Source organism: Kitasatospora sp. NPDC034533 (genome assembly GCF_055575155.1).
On sequence record NZ_JBVITE010000016.1, the window covers coordinates 21,922 to 40,685 of the forward strand.

Below are 18,764 nucleotides of genomic sequence, written 5' to 3' on the forward strand. Positions count from 1 at the left end.
CCGCCCGTCCGCTGGAGCCCCCGTGACGACCGTCCCGACCGCGCCGGAGACCGCGAAGCCCACCCGCCGGCTGTTCGGCGTGGAGTTGCTGATCGTCCTCGGGCTCTCCCTCGGGGCCAGTGGGATCAGTGCGCTGATCAGCTTCACCGGCTCGCTCACCGAACCGCTCAAGCTCGGCCAGCAGGTCGCCACGCTGAACGGTTCGCGGGCGCCCGGGCGGCCCTGGCTGGACCTGGTGTGGCAGCTCTACTACATCGGACGCGGGCTGATGCCGGTGGTGCTGGTCGGCTACCTGCTGGTGCGCGAGGGCGTCGCGCTGCGGGTGCTGGGCTTCGACCTCGGGCAGAAGCTGCGCGACCTCGGCCGGGGCGCCGGCGTCGCCGCCGCGATCGGCGGATCGGGCTTGGCGCTCTACCTGGCCTCGCAGGCGGCCGGGTACAACCTGACGGTGGCGCCGTCCGGGCTGCCGGACGTGTGGTGGCGGGTGCCGGTGCTGGTGCTGTCGGCCTGGCAGAACGCCGTCCTGGAGGAGGTCGTCGTCCTCGGCTACCTGCTGCGCCGGGTGGGGCAGCTGGGGTGGTCCTGGCCGGCCGCGGTGGCGGCGAGTTCGGTGCTGCGCGGCTCGTACCACCTGTACCAGGGGGTCGGCGGGCTGATCGGCAACATGGTGATGGGCGTGGTGTTCTGCCTGCTCTACCGGCGCTGGGGGCGGGTGATGCCGCTGGTGGCGGCGCACGCGCTGATCGACACGGTGGCCTTCGTCGGGTACGCGCTGCTGGCCGGACACGTCAGCTGGCTGCCGACCCCCTGATCGACGGCGCCGCGAGCGACCGCGCCCGGACGCGCGGCGGGCGGGCGAGTAGCCGGTCGACGTGCCGGCGCTCCAGGCCCCGGCCGGGGTCGACGGGCAGCAGCACGCGGTCCCGGCGCCAGCGGGAGCGGCGGACCAGCCGGGGCGGGATGACGTCGTCCACCCAGGCGAACGGCCGGCCGGCGGCGTAACGCAGCAGCGGGGCCCACTTGGCGGCGGAGAGCAGCTCCATCAGCGGGACCCGGGGGTCGCCGGGCTGCGGGACGTAGCCGGTGAAGGTGACCAACGGGAGCGGGTCGAGGCCGATCGCCGGGGCGACGTGGGTGTTGGCGTGCCCCTCCCAGGTGGTCGCCCACACCAGGTCGTACGTTCCGGCGAGCTCGCGCAGCCAGGCACCGTGCCGGGTGGAGAGCAGCACGGTGTGGCCGAGCAGGGCGTGGGCGTCGAATCCGGCGTCCGGATCCGGGCAGAGCGGATTCAGGACGCCGTCGACGTCCAGGAACAGCAGTGGCTTCGGCACCGGTGGCCCCCCGGGACAGTGGTGTTTCCCCACTTCTCGGACGTCCCTCCGGCCCCTCCGGTTGCGCCCCTCGGATGGGGGCACGTGGGGGCGCACGGAGCGCGCGGGCGGCGGGTGCGGGCTCGGGGGCGGGCAACGGTGCGCCGGTCGCGCTTCCGCGGCCCGGCCGGTGGACCCGAGGGGCCGCCGGGGCCCCGGATGGCAGGATCAGCCGAGGTGGCCCCGGAGGAACGTGAGGGTGCGGCGCCAGGCGATCCGGGCCTGGAGCGGGTCGTAGGTGCCGATCAGGTTCTCGTCGTTCATGAAGGCGTGGCCGGCCGGGTAGAAGTGGATCTCCGGACGGACGTCGGTGGCCTCGCCGATCCGGATCGCCGCCTCGTCCACGGTGGCCATCGGGATCGAGCCGTCCAGCTCGCCGAAGTGGCCGAGGACGTGGGCGGTCAGGCCCCGGTAGTCGAAGTCCGGGTCGGGCGGCAGGCCGTAGAACGGGACCACGGCGGCCACCTTGTCGCCGGCCCGGGTGGCCAGCAGCAGGGCGAAGCCGCCGCCCATGCAGAAGCCGACCACGCCGACCGCGTCGCCGACCACGCCGTTCAGCGCGAGCAGGTGGTCGACGGCCCCGGCGAGGTCCGCCACCGCCCGCTCGACCGGGAGCTCGCGTCTGAGCCGGGCCGCCTCGGCGCCGTCATGGGTGGTGGCGCCGCCGAACAGGTCGGGCGCGAGGACGGTGAACCCCTCCGCGGCGAAGCGGTCGGCCATGGCGGCGATGTGCGAGGTGAGCCCCCACCACTCCTGCACCACCACCAGGCCCGGCCCGACGCCCTGCGGCGGGCGGGCCAGGTAGCCGTGCGCGGTGCGGCCGTTGCTCGGGAAGGTGACGTTCTGCCGGGAGCCGCCCTGGTCAGGCATGGCTTCCTCTCGGTGGGTCGGGCCGCGCGGGGTGGGCCGGGTGCGGCGGGGGGTCGGCGGGGCGGGCCGGGTCAGCCCATCTCCTCCAGGGCGCGGCCCTTGGTCTCCTTGATGCAGAAGGCCACGAACGGGATGGAGAGCAGCGCGAAGGCCGCGTAGATGACGTACGTCGCGGAGAGGTTCCAGTCGGCGAGGTCCGGGAAGCTGACGGTGATCGCCCAGTTGGCGATCCACTGCGCCGAGGCGGCGACGGACAGGGCCAGCGCGCGGATCCGGTTGGGGAACATCTCGCCGAGCAGGACCCAGACCACCACGCCCCAGGAGAAGGCGAAGCAGAGCACGAAGACGTGTGCGGCGACCAGCGCGACGGTGGCGTGGGTGTTGTCCAGGGTCGCGGTGTCGCCGGTGCCGTGCCGGTAGGAGAACGCCCAGGCGGCGGTGGCGAGCGCGGCGGCCATGCCGATCGAGCCGGCCAGGGCGAGCGGTTTGCGGCCGATCCGGTCCACCAGGGCCATCGCGATCACGGTGCCGATCACGTTGATGATCGAGGTGGAGAGGCTGATCAGCAGTGAGTCGGACTCGTTGATGCCGACCGACTGCCAGAGGAAGGACGAGTAGTAGAAGATCACGTTGATGCCGACGAACTGCTGGAACACCGAGGCGCCGATGCCGATCCAGACGATCGGCAGCAGGCCGAAGCGGCCGCCCAGCAGGTCCTTGAGCCGGGGCTTGCGCGTGGACTCCAGCACCGCGCGGATCTCGGCCACCCGGGCGTCCAGGTCCACGCCCTCGCCCTCGACCTCCAGCAGCACGTTGCGGGCCTGCGCCTCGCGGTGGTCGGCGATCAGGTAGCGCGGCGACTCCGGGATGGCGAGCGCCATCCCCCCGTAGACCAGGGCCGGGATGGCCTCGACGCCGAGCATCCACTGCCAGGCCTGGACGCCGCCGAGGTGGTTGGTGGACTCCCCGCCGGCGGCCTGGTTGAGGGCGTAGTTGGCGAGCTGGGAGACGGTGATGCCGAGCACGATCGCCATCTGCTGGAAGGAGGCGAGCCGGCCGCGGTAGGCGGTCGGGGCGACCTCGGCGATGTAGGTGGGCGCGATCACCGAGGCGATGCCGATCGCGATGCCCCCGACCACGCGCCAGACGGCCAGGGTCTCGATGTTCGGCGGGAACATCGAGCCGATGCCGCTGGCCGCGAAGAGGACGGCGGCCAGCAGCATCGTGCGCACCCGGCCCAGGTGGTCGGCGAGCCGCCCGGCGATCACCGCGCCCACCGCCGAGCCGAGCAGCGCGATGGCCACCACGAAGGCGGTGGTGCCGTGGCCGACGGCGAAGTGCTTCTGGATGCCTGTGACGGCGCCGTTGATCACCGCGCTGTCGTAGCCGAACAGGAAGCCGCCCATGGCGGCGGCCGCCGAGATGAACACCACGTGACCGAGGTGGGCCTCGCCGGCCGCCCGTTGGCTGTGGACTGAGGACACGCGCGCTCCCGGGGGGTGGACGGGCCCGCTCTGACGCCGAGTGGGCAGGGCTCGTCTCACATTCGATCAGCGCCGCGCCCGGCCTGCGCGGGTTGGCGGCCGACCGGGTGATCCCGGGTCAGCCGGCGGCGCGCGGTCGGTCGGCGCGCGGGGCGGCGGTGCGCGGGAGGTCGGTGCGGGGGCCGGAGGGGGTCGTGCCGGCGGCCTCCGCCCCGGGGACGCCCGCCCCGGTGTCGGCCGCCCCGGCGGTGCGTCGCCCGTGCCGGCGGAGCAGCTGGGTCCGGGCGGCGGCGTACTGGTCGCGTCCCCGCCCCCGGCCCCCGGCGCGCTCGGCGAGGCGGTCGGCGATCGCGTACTGGGCCTCGGCGGGCTTCTTGTCGTCGTACTTGAACTTGGCCCGTACCTCGTTCACGGTCAGCCGCAGCCCGCGCAGCCCCGGCAGCTGCCGGGCCAGCCCCTCCTCGCCGGGCACCACCCGGACCTCCGGCGTCTCGGGCTGGAAGTGCGCCAGTTGGCGGTTGAGGATCTCCGCCTTGCCGGCCGCGGACTCCACCACCTCGGCGGTGCAGTGGAAGTGGACCGAGGCGTAGTAGCTGGTCGGCGTGCCCGGTGCGCCCCGCCAGTGGCCCGGGGCGAAGGCGTAGCCGTCGGTGACCGCGAGGGTGACGTGGGGATCGGCCCGGACAGCGGCCAGCAGCGGGTTGGGCGCGGCCAGGTGGAGCAGGACCTCACCGCGCTCGGCGTCCAGCAGGAAGTGCGTCGGGACGAGTACCGGCCCTTCGCCGGGGGCGCCGTTGGCGGCGAGCAGGCCGAAGTCGCGGCCCTCGGCCAGCCAGGCGCGCCACTCCCGCTCGTCGCCGCGGTCCCAGGATCTGATCAGCATCGGCGCGCCTCCCGTCAGCGGGGGTAGCCGCGCAGGTGCGCGGGGAGCGGGACGGTGGTGCCGGGGTGGGGCTCGGGGGTGCCGTGCACGGTGGTGACCGGGATCAGGCCGGACCAGTGCGGCAGGTCGGCGTCCTCCGGATCGTCGTCGGCGCTGTCGTCACGGGTCTTGGCCGAGACCTCGTCCAGCTCCAGCCGCAGGACGGCGGTGGCGGCGAGCTCCTTGGCGTTGGCCGGGCGGACCTCGGCGGAGCGGCCCGGCACCGCGTGGTCGACCAGGGCGGCGAGCGCGACGTCCAGCTCCTCGGGGTCGGTGACCTGGTGCGCGGTGCCGTGGGCGACCACCGAGCGGAAGTTCACCGAGTGGTTGAAGGCGGACTTGGTCAGCACCAGCGCGTCGACCTGGGTGACGGTGACGCAGACCGGCATGCCCTGCTCGCCGGAGGCGTTGCGCAGCGGCCTGCTGCCGGTGGAGCCGTGGATGTAGAGCCGGCTGCCGACCCGGGCGAAGATCGTCGGCAGGACCACCGGGGCGCCGTCGACGACGAAGCCGAGGTGGCAGATGTAGGCGCTGTCGAGGATGGCGTGGATCGCCTCCTGCTCCCAGGTGGCCCGGTCCCGGTAGCGCGTGGGGGTGCTCCTGGGGGTGCGGGAGTAGCTGGGCGAGCCTTCCGGGGTCGCTGACATGACATCCTCTATGTACTAGTGCATAATTTGCTTTGTGCTAGGAGACTATCCGCTGAAAGGGCGACGCGCCAGCGAGATCGCGGCCCACATCGAACAGGGCGTGAGCAGCGGAAAGCTCGCCCCCGGAACGACGCTCCCCCCGCTGCGCGACCTCGCCGTCGAGCTGGGCGTCAACCCCAACACCGTCGCCGCAGCCTACCGGCTGCTGCGCGACCGCGGCGTGATCGAGACGGCCGGCCGCAAGGGCAGCCGCATCCTCCCCAGGCCCGCGCTCACCCCGCGCGACGAGATCCGCATCCCCGTCCCGCCGCACGCCCGGGACCTGTCCACCGGCAACCCCGACCCGGTCCTGCTGCCCGACCTCGCCCGGGCCCTCGCCGTCGCCGCCGAGGCCGCGCGCACCGACCCGGTGCTCTACGGGCACGCGGCCGTCGACCCCCGGCTGCGCGCGCTCGCCCGCGCCTCCTTCGAGGCCGACGGCCTACCCGGTGGCCCGGTCGTGGTCGCCTCCGGCTCGCTGGACACCATCGAGCGGATCCTCGGCGCCCGGCTGCGCCCCGGCGACGCGGTGGCCGTCGAGGACCCGGGCTGGGGCAGCCTGTTCGACCTGCTGCCCGCGCTGGGGCTGAAGCCCGTTCCCGTCCGGCTGGACGACGAGGGCCCGCTGCCCGCCTCGCTGGACGCGGCGCTCGCCGGGGGCGTACGGGCAGTGGTGGTCACCAGCCGGGCGCAGAACCCCACCGGGGCGGCGCTCACCGCTCGCCGGGCCGAGGCGCTGCGGGCCGTACTGGCCGGACACCCCGGGGTGCTGCTGATCGAGGACGACCACGGGCACGGCATGGTCGACCAGCCGTACCACCCGCTGGTCGGCGCGAGCACCCGGCACTGGGCGGTGGTGCGCTCGGCGGCCAAGACGTACGGGCCGGACCTGCGGATCTCGGTGGCGGTCGGTGACGAGGAGACGATCGGACGGGTGGCCGGGCGGCTGCGGCTGGGCGCCGGCTGGGTCAGCCACCTGTTGCAGCGCGCCCTCGCGGAGCTGTGGAGCGCCGACGCCGCGCCGGTCGACCGGGTGGCCGCCGTGTACCGGGCCCGGCGGGACGCGCTGCTGGGCGAGCTGGCGGCGCGGGGGATCGAGGCGCACGGGGAGAGCGGGCTGAACGTCTGGGTGCCGGTGCCCGACGAGACCGCGGTGCTGGCGGCGCTGGTGCAGCGCGGCTGGGTCGCCGCGCCCGGCGCTCGCTACCGCATCCAGTCGCCCCCGGGGATGCGGTTCACGACGGCGGGGCTGGAGCCGGACCGGGCGCGGGAGCTGGCGGAGGACCTGGCGGCGGTGCTGGGGACGGGCGCGGGCGGGTCCCGGCTGGTGTGAGTCCTCGGGCGAGCCGGTTCGCGGGCGCGGTCGCGGAGGCGCCCCCGCGGTGCCGGTCGCGGAGGCGCCGAGGCGTGCGGTCGGTCAGCCCTTGGCGAGCAGTGACTGGGCGTGGGCGCGGACCTGATCCTTCGTCAGATAGGCGTCGGTGTACTCGAAGTCGCGCAGCCGGGCGGGCTGGCGGGCGAGGAAGCCGGTGCGGACGAAGTCGTCGCCGGCCGTCGCGTTGAGCATCCAGTTGGCGCCCACCCGGAGCTTGGCCACGTTGGTGCGCATCGCCATCAGGTGGTAGCCGCGCGCCACCAGCTGGGCGGGCACCCCGCGCAGCTCCACGCCCAGCGGCTTGGAGACCGCGTCCTTGCCGCCGAGGTCGACCACCAGGCCCAAGTCCTTGTGGTAGTACGGCTCCAGCGGCTGGTGGCGGAGCGAGGCGATCACGTTGTTGGCGACCGCGCGGCCCTGGCGGGCGGAGTGCTGGGCGGTCGGCGGGCAGACCGCGCCGTCGCCCTTGGCGAGGTCGGGGACGGCGGCGGCGTCACCGAGCGCGAACACGTCCTCGAACTGGGGCACCCGCATCTCCGCCGTCACGGCGAGCCGGCCGCGGACCGTCTCGGCGTCCAGGGTGCCGATCAGCGGGCTCGCGGCCACCCCCGCGGTCCAGATCAGGGTGCGGCAGGGGAGCACCCGGCCGTCGGTGAACTTGACCGTCTCGGCGCCGACTTCGGCCACCGAGACGCCCAGCGAGACCTCGATGCCGCGCTCGCGCAGCACCTCCAGGGCGGCCTCGCCGAGCGGGTCGCCGAGCTCCGGCATCAGCTTCGGGGCGATGTCGATCAGGTGCCACTTGATCTGCCGGGCGTCCAGGCGCGGGTAGCGGCGGGTGGCGGCGGTGGTGAGGCGCTGGAGGCAGGCGGCCGTCTCGGTGCCCGCGTAGCCGCCGCCGACCACCACGAACTGGAGCCGGGACTCGCGCTCCTTCTGGTCCAGGGTGGCGGAGGCGAGGTCGAGTTGGGCGATCACGTGGTCGCGGACGTAGGCCGCCTCGGCGAGCGTCTTCATGCCGCGGGCGTAGTCGGTGAGGCCTGGGATGTCGAAGGTGCGGGTGACACTGCCGGGGGCGAGCACCAGGTAGTCGTACTTCTGCGCGACCACCTCGTCGGTGATCTTGCGGATGACGCACACCTTGGAGGCCGGGTCCACCCCGATCGCGCCGCCGGGGACGATGTGGGTGCGGCGCAGCGAGCGGCGCAGCGAGACGGCCACGGACTGCGGGGTGAGGACGCCGGCGGCGACGTGGGGCAGGAGGGGGAGGTAGAGCTGGTAGCTGAACGGCGTGACCAGCGAGATCTCGGCCTCCGACGGTGACAGCTTGTGTTCGAGACGGCGGGCGCACTCCAGGCCGGCGAAGCCACCGCCCACGATCAGGATCCGAGGTCGTTCCATCGCTCATCCCTTTGCCGTGAAGGTCCCCACTACTGTCCGCCACACTCGCACGGAGCAGCGGGGGCTGCCACCGGGGAGGGGCGGATGAGGGAGGTGGTGCGGGAGGGGCGGTGGTGGGGTGTGGGGTGGGTGTGGTGGATGAGGCGACGGGGTTTTGGTGGGGCAGGATGCGGGCGGCGGGGAGGAAGGGAGAGGCGGAGCCCGGGACACGGATAAGCTGTCGGCCGTGCTACCCGAGGTGACGGCGATCCGGTACGTGACGCCACTGCGAGAAGGCGGCTCGATGCCGGGCCTGGTCGAGGCCGATGACCGGCGGCTGTACGCGCTGAAATGGGTCGGCGCGGCGCAGGGCCGCAAGGCGCTGGTCGCGGAGGTGCTGGCCGGGGAACTCGGTCGGCGGCTCGGGCTGCCGGTGCCGGAGCTGGTGACGATCGACCTGGACCCGGTCCTCGCGCGCAGCGAGCCGGACCACCAGATCCAGGACCAGATGCGGGCCAGCGGCGGGACCAACCTCGGGATGGCCTTCGTCAGCGGCGCGCTCAACTTCGACCCGCTCTGCTTCGAGGTGGACCCGGAGCTCGCCGGGCAGGTGCTCTGGTTCGACGCGCTGATCGGCAACGTCGACCGCTCCTGGCGCAACCCCAACCTGCTGGTGGCGACGGGTGGGCTGCGGCTGATCGACCACGGCGCGAGCCTGATCTTCCACCACAACTGGAAGGGCGCCGCCGGCTGGATCCGCCGCCCGTACGACGCCTCGGATCACGCGCTGCTGCGGGCCCGGCCGGACCTGGCGGCGGCCGACGAGGCGCTCGCGCCGCTCGCCGAGGCGGCGATCGAGGGCGCGGTGGCGCAGATCCCCGACGTCTGGCTGACGGACGAGTTCGGCTTCGACTCGCCCGACGAGGTGCGCGCCGCGTATCGCGTCCAGATGACCGAACGACTGGCCGGTCCGCGTGACTGGCTGCCGGAGGTGCCCGCATGACCGAGTCCTCGCCGTCCGCGCTGCCGGCCGTCGTCGAGCTGCACGACTACGAGTACGCCGTGATCCGCGCGGTGCCGAGGGTGGAGCGCGGCGAGTGCGTCAACGTCGGGGTGCTGCTGTACTGCCGGCAGAGCTCGCACCTGGCCGCCCGTACCCATCTTGACCAGGCCCGGCTGCTGGCGCTGGACCCGGTGGCGGACGTGCAGGGCGTGCGGCGGGCGCTGCACGGGATCGAGGCGGTCTGCCTGGGCGGCCCGCAGGCCGGTCCGGCGGCGGGGGACAGCCCGGGGCAGCGGTTCCGCTGGCTGACCGCGCCGCGCAGCGCGATCGTCCAGCCGGGGCCGGTGCACACCGGGCTGACCGCGGACCCGGACGCTGAGTTGCGGCGACTGTTCGATCAGCTCGTCCTCTAGGGTCTGTCTTCATCTCCCGGGCGAGGGGCGGACGACGGGGGTTCGTACGCGGGCCCTAGGATGCGAGGCGGCACACTGACGGTTGCCAGGGTCAAAGCTTGAGTTGGTGAAGCACCTGGCCGTACGCTGGCCCCATGGGTTCGACAGCGACGACGACCGTACCGACCAACGCCGAGTTGATGGAGGCGTTGGCCGCCGTCGGCGCCGCGTACTTCCACGACTTCGCGGCCGCCGCCGCCCGCCACGGGCTCTCCTCCTCGCAGGCCAAGGCGCTGGGCGCGGTGCAGGAGCCGGTGCCGATGCGGGCGCTGGCCGGGCGGCTGGGCTGCGACGCCTCGAACGTCACCGGGATCGTGGACCGGCTGGAGTCGCTGGGCCTGGCCAACCGGGAGGCGGCGGCCGGTGACCGCAGGGTGAAGATCGTGGTGGTCACGGCCGAGGGCCGGCAGATCCTCGACCGCATCCGCGGCGAGATGGCCCGGACCCACCAGGCCTTCGAGGCGATGACCGACGAGCAGCGGATCGCGCTGCACTCGATCTGCGCCCAGGTCCTGCCGGTGCTGACCGGCCGTACGGGCGGCGCGCAGTAGGAGCGCGCCGCCCGTACGGCCGGTGGCACCCCGGTCAGAGCAGCTCGGCGAGTTCCGGCGGCAGCGGCCGGTGGTGCAGCAGGGTGAGCGAGCGGGTGGCCCGGGTGAGCGCGACGTAACGGTCGCGCGGGCCGAGTTCGGCGGGCTCGACCACCACGACCGCGTCGAACTCCAGCCCCTTGGCGTCCGCCACGGTGAGCGCGCCCAGCTCCGCGGCCAGGGCGTCCGGCGCGATCACGCCCAGGGTGCCCGGGCCGCTGGGAAGCCGCGCCAGCGCGGTGGCGAAGTCCCCGTCCGGGACGGGGACCGCGTGCGGTCGCTCGGTGCCCGGGCGGATGGACTCGGGCGGCCGGTGGCCGGGCAGGGCGGTGCGCAGGACGGCGGTGGCGAGGGCCATGATCGGCTCGGGCGTGCGGTAGTTGACGGTCAACCGCTCCTCGCGCCAGCGGCCGGGCAGGTGCGGGTCGAGCATCTCGGCCCAGCTGCGGGCGCCGGCGGGTGATCCGGTCTGGGCGAGGTCGCCCACGATGGTGAGCGAGTTGGTCGGCACGCGCCGCAGGACGGCGCGCCAGGCCATCGCGGACAGTTCCTGGGCCTCGTCCACGACGACGTGGCCGTACGCCCAGGTGCGGTCGGCGGCGGCGCGTTCGGCGGTGGAGCGGTACGGGCCGTCGTCGCGGAAGCGCTCGGCCAGGGCGGCGGAGTCCAGCAACGGGTCGTCGGCCTGGCCGGTGATGGTCAACACGCCCTGCGCGTAGGCGAGTTCCTCCGGATCGCGGTCGGACGGGACGGACTCGCCCTCGGTGCCGAGGAGTTCGGCGGCCTCGTCGAGCAGCGGGACGTCCTCGACCGTCCACGGGGAGCCGGGCGGGCGGAGCAGGGCGGCGGCGTGCTCGGGGGCCGTGTCGGCGAGCAACTCGCGGTCGGTGAGCAGCCGTTCGACCAGCTGCGGGGGATCGAGCCGGGGCCAGAGCGGGTCGAGTGCGGCGCGGACGTCCGGCCGCTCCCACAGCTCGCGCGGGGCGTAGTGCGCCTCCTCGTCGTCGTACGGGCGGCCGAGGGCGAGCGCCTGGGCGATGGCGAGGGCGTCGAGCAGGGTGCCCAGGTAGTAGCTCCGGGCCCGGTTGTGCGGCAGCCGCAGGCCGCGGGCGGCGTCCCGGGCCTCGGCGCACGCGCGGGCGGAGAGCCGCAGTCCCTCGCCGAGGTCCAGGCCGTCGGCGGGGGCCGTCTGGTGGGCGGCCACGGCGCGGCGCAGCACCCCGGCCATCCAGGGGCCGCCCTTGGCGAAGGCGGTGCCGGGGGCGTCGCCGCGGGTGGCGGTGACACCCGGGACCAGTTCGCCGACGGTGCGCAGCACCACCTCGGTCTCGCCGAGGGCGGGCAGCACCTGGTCGATGTACCGCAGGAAGCCGGCGTTGGGGCCGATCACCAGCACGCCCCGGCGCTCCAGGGCGGCGCGGTGGGTGAACAGCAGGTAGGCGGCGCGGTGCAGGGCGGCCAGCGTCTTGCCGGTGCCGGGCCCGCCCTGGACGACCAGGGCGCCGCGCAGTGGGGAGCGGATCACCCGGTCCTGTTCGGCCTGGATGGTGGCGACGGCGGTGGTCATCCGGCCGGTGCGCTCGCGGTCGAGGGCGGCGAACAGTGCGGCCTCGCCGACCAGTCCGCGCCGGCCGGGCTCGTCCAGCCCGGCGAGGTCGAGCGCCTCGTCGTCCAGGCCGGTGAGGGTGCGGCCCCGGGTATGCAGGTGGCGGCGGCGCACCACCGGGCCGGGGTGGGCGGGGGTGGAGGTGTAGAAGGGGCGGGCGGCCGGTGCGCGCCAGTCGAGCAGCAGCGGCTCGTACGCCTCGTCGGTCAGGCCGGTGCGGCCGATGTAGTGGACGGTGCCGTCGCGCTCGTCGAGCCGGCCGAAGCACAGGCCGCGTTCGACCGCGTCCAGTCGGGCGGCGTGGCGGGCGGCCTCGCGGGCGCGGACCTCGCGTTCCAGCCGGGCCTGGTGGGTGCCACCGGGGGCGGCTGTGTCATGGGCGCCGTCGGCGGTGCGGCGGGCCCGTTCGCGTACGGTGTCCAGCCGGGCGTAGAGGCGGTCGAGGTGGGCCTGCTCGGTGCGCAGGGCCTCGGCGAGGGGGGAGTCCGACGGGGCCGCTGGAGGTTCGCTCATGGATGTGGTATCCTTGCGGTGAGGAGGCTGCGAGGCGTCGTCTGAATGGCGCCCAATCCACCCAGCCTACCCCATCCGCCGACGTCCGGCGTGACCTCGGCTGTTACCCTTGCGAAGCGTGAGCGCGAAGCCCCAGATCCCCAATGTCCTGGCCTCCCGGTACGCCTCGGCGACCCTGGCCCAGCTGTGGTCCCCCGAGCACAAGGTGGTCCTCGAGCGCCACCTGTGGCTCGCCGTCCTGAAGGCTCAGCAGGACCTCGGCATCGAGGTGCCGGCCAACGCCGTCGCCGACTACGAGCGGGTGATCGACCAGGTCGACCTCGGCTCGATCGCCGCCCGTGAGCGGATCACCCGCCACGACGTGAAGGCCCGGATCGAGGAGTTCAGCGACCTCGCCGGCCACGAGCAGATCCACAAGGGCATGACCTCCCGGGATCTGACCGAGAACGTCGAGCAGCTGCAGATCCGCCAGTCCCTGGAGCACGTCCGGGACCGCACGGTGGCGGTGCTGGTGCGCCTGGCCAGGCTCGCCGCCCAGCACTCCGAGCTGGTCATGGCCGGCCGCTCGCACAACGTGGCCGCGCAGGCCACCACCCTGGGCAAGCGGTTCGCGTCGATCGCGGACGAGCTGCTGGTCGCCTTCCGCCGCCTGGAGGAGCTGATCGCCCGCTACCCGCTGCGCGGGATCAAGGGCCCGGTCGGCACCGCCCAGGACATGCTGGACCTGCTCGGTGGCGACACCGGGAAGCTGGCCGAGCTGGAGCGCCGGGTCGCCGCGCACCTCGGCTTCGACAACGTGCTGACCAGCGTCGGCCAGGTCTACCCGCGCTCGCTGGACTTCGAGGTGCTCACCGCCCTCGTCCAGCTGGCCGCCGCGCCGTCCAGCCTGGCCAAGACCATCCGCCTGATGGCCGGCCACGAGCTGGTCACGGAGGGCTTCAAGGAGGGCCAGGTCGGCTCCTCCGCGATGCCGCACAAGATGAACACCCGCTCCTGCGAGCGCGTCAACGGCCTGGCCGTCATCCTGCGCGGCTACGCCTCGATGACCGGCGAGCTGGCCGGCGATCAGTGGAACGAGGGCGACGTCTCCTGCTCGGTGGTGCGCCGGGTCGCGCTGCCGGACGCCTTCTTCGCCTTCGACGGCCTGCTGGAGACCTTCCTGACCGTCCTCGACGAGTTCGGCGCCTTCCCCGCCGTGATCGAGGCCGAGCTGGACCGCTACCTGCCGTTCCTCGCCACCACCAAGGTGCTGATGGGCGCGGTGCGCGCGGGGGTCGGCCGGGAGACCGGGCACGAGGTCATCAAGGAGCACGCCGTCGCCTCCGCGCTGGCGATGCGCGCGGGCGCCCGCGAGAACGAACTGCTGGACCGCCTGGCCGCCGACGAGCGGATCCCGCTGGACCGGGCCGCGCTGGACGCGCTGCTGGCCGACAAGCTGTCCTTCACCGGTGCGGCCGGCGCCCAGGTCGCCGAGGTGGTCCGCCAGGTGGAGGCCGTCGCGGACGCCTACCCGGAGGCCGCCAAGTACGCGCCCGCCGACATCCTCTGACGTAGCGTCAGTTCTCGGCCGAGGGCCCCGCTGCCGGACCGGTGGCGGGGCCCTCGCGCGTCACGGGGACGTGACCCGGATCGAGCGGCGGTGCGGTCGGGCCGCACGGCCAGTCGCAGTTCGGCTCGGCCACCGGCTGCGCCTCGGGCGCGAGCACATTGCCCCGTACGGTCACGAGGGCGATCAGGGCGCCGCCGACCAGCAGGCCCGCGCAGATCAGCATCGCGGTGTGGAAGGCCGCGTCGACCGCGGAGGGCACCCGGTAGGCGTCGCCGCTCAGCCCGGCCAGCGCCGGCAGGGCGGCCACCGCGAGCAGTCCGGCCGCGCGGGCGGCGGCGTTGTTGACCCCGCTGGCGATGCCCGCGTGCCGCACCTCGACGGCGGCCAGCACCGTCGCCGTCAGCGGTGCGACCAGCAGCGTCATCCCGCAGCCCATCACCGCGACGGCGGGCAGTACGTCCGCCCAGTAGGAGGAGTCCGGGCCGGTGCGCAGCATCAGCAGCACCCCGGCGGCGCACAGCAGGGGGCCGGCGGTCAGCGGGATGCGCGGGCCGATCCGCTTGCCGAGGCGCCCGGCGCGCGCCGAGAGCGCCAGCATCAGCACGGTGATCGGCACCAGTGCGAAGCCCGAGACCAGCGGCGAGAACCCGGACACGATCTGGAGCTGCACCACCAGGAGGAAGAAGACGCCGCTGAACGCCGCGTACACGCACAGGGTGACCAGGTTCACCGCGGTGAACAGCCGGGAGGAGAACAGGCCGAGCGGCAGCATCGGTTCGGGTGCCCGGCGTTCGACCGCGACGAAGGCGGCGCCGAGCAGCAGCCCGAGCACCCCGCTGACCCAGACCGCGGGGGACAGGCCCTCGCCGGCCGCGGTCAGCGCGTAGGTGATGGCGCCGAGGGCGAGGGCGGCGAGCAGGGCGCCGAGCACGTCGAAACGGCCGGAGGCGCTCTCGTCCCGGCTCTCCGGCACCGATCGGGTGGTCACCGTGATCACGGCGGCGGCCAGCGGCAGGTTCAGCAGGAAGATCCAGCGCCAGCCGGGGCCGTCCACCAGCCAGCCGCCGAGGAAGGGGCCGACCGCGGCCGACACCCCGCCGAGGCCGGACCAGAGGCCGACCGCCGCCGAACGGTCGTCAGGGTGGAAGACGGCCTGGAGCATGGCGAGCGAGCCGGGGGTGAGCAGCGCCCCGCCGACGCCCTGGACGGCGCGGGCGGCGATCAGCACCTGGATGTTCGGCGCGGCGGCGCAGGCCGCGGACGCCACGGCGAACCAGACCACGCCGACCAGGAAGACCTTGCGCCGCCCGTAGCGGTCGCCGAGCGCCCCGCCGAGCAGGATCAGGCCCGCCAGGGTGAGCAGGTAGGCGTTCAGCGTCCACTGGAGGGACGCCAGGGTGGCGCCGAGGTCGGCGCCGATCCGGGGCAGCGCGACGTTCACCACGGTGCCGTCGAGCATCGCCATGCTGGAGCCGAGCACCGTCGCCAGTAGTACCCAGCGACCCTGCGCGGTGCCCAGGCGCAGGGTGCCGGCCTCGGAGGTGGCCACGGGCGAATCCTGCGTTGCCCGGGGCGTACGTGACAAGGGTCACCGGCGGGTGTGTCGGCCGGGCGCGGAGGGTGAGCGGGCGGCTGCGCGGCGTCCCCGATCTCGGCACAGGGTCGTGGATCAGTGGCGCGGGGTGAATGGATTGTGTACGTATCGTGCGTCGGGGCCTGCGGAGGGTCACCGGGTGCGGGGGAGTCGTTGCCGTTTCAAGAGATCGACATTGCTTCACCCGAACGGATGAGTTTTAGTTCAGCGACCGCCCGGCCAGTCCGGACGGATCCACCGGGTGGAACGCCGAGTCCTGCCGCTGCCCGGTGGTTCGAAACGAACTCTGTACGGCAGGAGCGGGGGACCCACAGGTAAGTCGCCGGACCGGAGTTCGCGCCTCAGGGCGCGGGCGTCCAGGACCGGCTAGGGGTGAAGCCGCGCATGCGGCCGGGCAACTCCAGCCCGAACCCGACAGCTCACCTCGCAGGCGTCGGAGAGGAATCTTCCATGCCTGCACAGGCTCGTCGTATCGCCCTGCCCCGCGCCGCCCGCATCGGCATCGCCACCGCCGTCACCGGCGTGTCGTTCGCCCTCCCGCTGGTGACCGCGATCAGCGCCGAGGCCCACTCCGCCCCGGCCGCCCCGGCCGCCTCCGCTTCCGTTGCCGCCGGCCAGTCCGCGCGGTCCGCCGCTCCGGCCGCGCAGGAGAGCTACCGCGTCGTCAGCGGCGACACCCTGTCCAAGATCGCCGACGTCAAGAACGTCGAGGGCGGCTGGCACGCGCTGTACGAGCGGAACCGCTCGGTCGTCGGCGCCGACCCGAACCTGATCTTCCCGGGCCAGCAGCTCGCGCTGCCGGGCCACGCCGCCGCGCCGTCCGCCGACGCCGCCCCGGCGAAGCCGGCCGCTCCGGCCAAGCCCGCCAAGCCGGCCAAGCCCGCCGCTGCGGCGACCCAGGCCGCCGAGCCGCAGGCCCAGGTCCAGGTGCGGACCGAGGCCGCCAAGCCGGCCGAGCAGCTCCAGACCCAGCTCCAGGTCGCCACCCCGACCCAGGTCGTGACCGCCACTCCGGTCGCCGCCGCCACCTCCGGCTTCGTCGCCCCGCTGGCCAACCCGAAGCTCGGCACCGCCTACGGCGTGGCCGGCTCGATGTGGGCCTCCGGTCACCACACCGGCCAGGACTTCGTCGCCTCCACCGGCACCCCGCTGCGCGCGGTCGCCAACGGTGTCGTGGTCAAGGCCGGCAACGGCGGCGCCTACGGCAACGAGGTCGAGATCAAGCTCGCCGACGGCCACTACGCCGAGTACGCCCACCTCTCCTCGATCGGCGTGAAGATCGGCCAGTCCGTCAAGGCCGGCCAGCAGATCGGCCTCTCCGGCGCCACCGGCAACGTGACCGGCCCGCACCTGCACTTCGAGATCCGCAACGGCTCGGAGTACGGCTCGGACATCAACCCGGTCGCCTACCTGCGCGCGCACGGCGTCGCGCTCTGAGCCCGAGCGCTCTGAGTCCGAGGGATCTGACCTCTGACGGGCTCTGACCCGCGGGGTCTCGGGAACCGCCGCCGCTGCGGGGCGAATCGGTCCTCCGGGATGGTCATGTCGGGTGACCGCTCGACCGGGTGACCGCCGCACGGCGGACATGGGCGCGGGACACGCCCAGGCCGGCCCGGCCACACGGGGAACTTCCTCGTGCGGCCGGGCCGGCCACTGTCGTTCCCGCCCCCGTTCGAATCGTCGAACGGGACGTCAACTCCGCTGCCGCGAACGGTGATCACGGACGCCCTGGGCGTGCTCGGCGCGCGATGCTGTCGGTCGGTCAGCGCCCGGCCGGTCCGGCGGACGGGCGGGTCCGGGAGGCGAGGAGGCCGGATGGCGGTCCGCAACGGGGGCGCGGTGGGGGAGACGGTCGGGCGGAGGCGCGCGAGCGACGGGGTCGACCGGCTGAAGGCGGACTCGGTCGGCCTGGTCGGGGTGGTGTTCATGGCGCTCGCCACCGCCGCCCCGATCACCGCGATGACCGGCAACCTGCCGATCATCGTCGGCCAGGGCAACGGCGGCGGGGCGCCCGCCGCGTACGTGGTGGCGACCGTCGCGCTGACGGTGTTCTCGATCGGGTACGTGGCGATGGCCCGGCACATCACCGCGGCCGGTGCCTTCTACGGGTACGTCTCGCACGGGCTGGGGCGCGTGGTCGGGATGGCCTCGGGGCTGCTCGCGGTGCTCGCGTACGTCGTCACCGAGGCCTCGGCGATCGGCTTCTTCGCGTACTCGCTGCGCGGGCTGGTCCGTTCGCAGCTGGGGGTGGACCTCGGCTGGGGCTGGTACGCGCTGGGCGGCGTGGCGGTGATCGGGGTGATGGCCTGGTTCGACCTGCACCTGACGGCCCGGGTGCTCGGCGTCGCGCTGGTGCTGGAGGTCGGAGTGCTGGGCGCGGTCTCGCTGGCGGTGCTGGGCACCGGCGGGGGCCCGGACGGGCTCGTGCCCGAGACCCTGAACCCGCTGAACGCGCTGAAGGGTGCCGGGAGTTCGGGCGCGGAGGCGGCCGGGCTCGGGCTGTTCTTCGCGTTCTGGTCCTGGGTGGGCTTCGAGTCGACCGCGATGTACGGCGAGGAGTCCCGCGACCCGAAGCGGGTGGTGCCCCGGGCGACGCTGATCTCGGTGGTCGGGGTCGGGCTGTTCTACGTCTTCGTGTCATGGATGATCGTGTCCGGCAACGGGGTCGACCACGCGATCGCGGTGGCGAGCGGGGCAGTGCCGGGCAAGGAGGGCAACAGCCTGTTCTTCGATCCGCTGCGGGCCCACCTGGGGGCCTGGGCGGTGAAGGTCTTCCAATGGCTGGTCGTCAGCGGCTCGTTCGCCTGCGCGATGGCCTTCCACCAGTGCGCGGCCCGGTACCTGTACGCGATCGGGCGCGAGGGGCTGCTGCACCCGGCGCTCGGCCGCACCCACCCGCGCCACGGCTCGCCGTACGTCGCCTCGGTGGCGCAGTCGCTGACGGCGGCGGGGCTGGTGGCGGCGTTCCTGGCGGCCGGGATGGACCCGTACGCGCACCTGTACACGCTGCTGGCGCTGCTCGGGACGATGGCGATCCTGGTGGTGCAGACGCTCTGCTCCTTCGCCGTGGTCGGGTACTTCCACGTGCGACGGCGGCACCCGGAGACCGCGCACTGGTTCCGGACGCTGGTCGCGCCGCTGGTGGGCGGGGTGGCGATGGCCGGGGTGGTGGTGCTGCTGGTGCTCGACAAGGAGGCGGCGGCCGGGGCGGCGGCGCACACGCTGCTGTTCCGGGTGACCCCCTACCTGGTGATCGGGGTGTTCGCGGGCGGGGTGGCACTGGCGCTCGCGGTGCGCCGGTGGCGGCCGGAGCTGTACGCGCGGATGGGGCGGGTGGTGCTGGAGGACACGGTCGAGCGGTGACGGGGCG

General features: G+C 74.1%; 16 protein-coding genes and 1 riboswitch. Of the genes, 8 read left to right on the plus strand and 8 right to left on the minus strand.

Annotation, left to right across the window (positions count from 1 at the left end):
* Positions 1–22: 22 nt before the first annotated feature.
* On the plus strand, positions 23–811 hold the full coding sequence (locus ACZ55U_RS14345) for a CPBP family intramembrane glutamic endopeptidase (protein ID WP_465526046.1): 789 nt from the start codon (positions 23–25) through the stop codon (positions 809–811).
* On the opposite strand, the gene ACZ55U_RS14350 is transcribed toward ACZ55U_RS14345, so the two are convergent.
* From ACZ55U_RS14350 to ACZ55U_RS14370, 5 genes are all read right to left on the minus strand, one after another.
* Positions 789–1,331, minus strand: a complete 543-nt coding sequence (locus tag ACZ55U_RS14350; protein WP_465526048.1) for an HAD domain-containing protein — start codon at positions 1,329–1,331, stop codon at positions 789–791. The genes ACZ55U_RS14345 and ACZ55U_RS14350 overlap by 23 nt on opposite strands.
* A 207-nt stretch (positions 1,332–1,538) precedes the next feature.
* Positions 1,539–2,240, minus strand: a complete 702-nt coding sequence (locus tag ACZ55U_RS14355; protein WP_465526050.1) for a dienelactone hydrolase family protein — start codon at positions 2,238–2,240, stop codon at positions 1,539–1,541.
* A gap of 71 nt (positions 2,241–2,311) precedes the next feature.
* Positions 2,312–3,724, minus strand: a complete 1,413-nt coding sequence (locus ACZ55U_RS14360; RefSeq protein ID WP_465526052.1) for a sugar porter family MFS transporter — start codon at positions 3,722–3,724, stop codon at positions 2,312–2,314.
* Between the two features lie 118 nt (positions 3,725–3,842).
* Positions 3,843–4,607, minus strand: a complete 765-nt coding sequence (locus ACZ55U_RS14365; protein WP_465526054.1) for an FMN-binding negative transcriptional regulator — start codon at positions 4,605–4,607, stop codon at positions 3,843–3,845.
* Between the two features lie 14 nt (positions 4,608–4,621).
* Complete coding sequence (locus ACZ55U_RS14370) at positions 4,622–5,293, minus strand: pyridoxamine 5'-phosphate oxidase family protein (RefSeq protein ID WP_465526056.1); 672 nt, start codon at positions 5,291–5,293, stop codon at positions 4,622–4,624.
* Between the two features lie 34 nt (positions 5,294–5,327).
* On the opposite strand from ACZ55U_RS14370, the gene ACZ55U_RS14375 reads away from it, so the two are divergent.
* Positions 5,328–6,665, plus strand: a complete 1,338-nt coding sequence (locus ACZ55U_RS14375; protein WP_465526058.1) for an aminotransferase class I/II-fold pyridoxal phosphate-dependent enzyme — start codon at positions 5,328–5,330, stop codon at positions 6,663–6,665.
* 84 nt (positions 6,666–6,749) lie between these two features.
* Here ACZ55U_RS14375 and ACZ55U_RS14380 read toward each other — a convergent pair whose 3' ends face one another.
* Positions 6,750–8,108 (minus strand): NAD(P)/FAD-dependent oxidoreductase, encoded by a 1,359-nt coding sequence (locus ACZ55U_RS14380; protein ID WP_465526060.1) that lies wholly within the window; start codon positions 8,106–8,108, stop codon positions 6,750–6,752.
* 226 nt (positions 8,109–8,334) lie between these two features.
* Between ACZ55U_RS14380 and ACZ55U_RS14385 the strand changes: the two genes are divergently transcribed.
* The 3 genes from ACZ55U_RS14385 (at position 8,335) to ACZ55U_RS14395 (ending at position 10,093) form a co-directional block, all read left to right on the plus strand.
* The gene (locus tag ACZ55U_RS14385) at positions 8,335–9,090 is read left to right on the plus strand and encodes a HipA family kinase (protein ID WP_465526062.1); all 756 of its coding nucleotides are present in this window, start codon (positions 8,335–8,337) and stop codon (positions 9,088–9,090) included.
* Positions 9,087–9,503 carry a DUF3037 domain-containing protein gene (locus ACZ55U_RS14390; RefSeq protein WP_465526064.1) on the plus strand — a complete coding sequence of 139 codons (417 nt, stop codon included), beginning with the start codon at positions 9,087–9,089 and terminating at the stop codon, positions 9,501–9,503. The genes ACZ55U_RS14385 and ACZ55U_RS14390 overlap by 4 nt, the downstream gene beginning before the upstream one ends.
* Before the next feature lie 134 nt (positions 9,504–9,637).
* A complete protein-coding gene (locus tag ACZ55U_RS14395) occupies positions 9,638–10,093 on the plus strand; it encodes a MarR family winged helix-turn-helix transcriptional regulator (protein ID WP_465526066.1) in 456 nt (151 codons plus the stop codon).
* Positions 10,094–10,127: 34 nt separating this feature from the next.
* Here ACZ55U_RS14395 and ACZ55U_RS14400 read toward each other — a convergent pair whose 3' ends face one another.
* Entirely contained in the window at positions 10,128–12,251 is a 2,124-nt protein-coding gene (locus ACZ55U_RS14400; protein ID WP_465526068.1) for a HelD family protein, read from the minus strand.
* Between the two features lie 109 nt (positions 12,252–12,360).
* Here ACZ55U_RS14400 and purB point away from each other — a divergent pair, with 109 nt between their 5' ends.
* A complete protein-coding gene (purB, locus tag ACZ55U_RS14405) occupies positions 12,361–13,800 on the plus strand; it encodes an adenylosuccinate lyase (protein ID WP_465526070.1) in 1,440 nt (479 codons plus the stop codon).
* 7 nt (positions 13,801–13,807) lie between these two features.
* On the opposite strand, the gene ACZ55U_RS14410 is transcribed toward purB, so the two are convergent.
* Positions 13,808–15,349, minus strand: coding sequence for an MFS transporter (locus tag ACZ55U_RS14410; RefSeq protein ID WP_465526072.1), 1,542 nt, complete (start codon positions 15,347–15,349; stop codon positions 13,808–13,810).
* Positions 15,350–15,704: 355 nt separating this feature from the next.
* Positions 15,705–15,842, plus strand: a riboswitch (cyclic di-AMP (ydaO/yuaA leader).
* 2 nt (positions 15,843–15,844) lie between these two features.
* Between ACZ55U_RS14410 and ACZ55U_RS14415 the strand changes: the two genes are divergently transcribed.
* Positions 15,845–16,831: a M23 family metallopeptidase gene (locus tag ACZ55U_RS14415; RefSeq protein WP_465526074.1), complete on the plus strand. Its 987-nt coding sequence runs from the start codon at positions 15,845–15,847 to the stop codon at positions 16,829–16,831.
* A gap of 378 nt (positions 16,832–17,209) precedes the next feature.
* Entirely contained in the window at positions 17,210–18,757 is a 1,548-nt protein-coding gene (locus ACZ55U_RS14420; RefSeq protein WP_465526076.1) for an APC family permease, read from the plus strand.
* Positions 18,758–18,764: the final 7 nt, after the last annotated feature.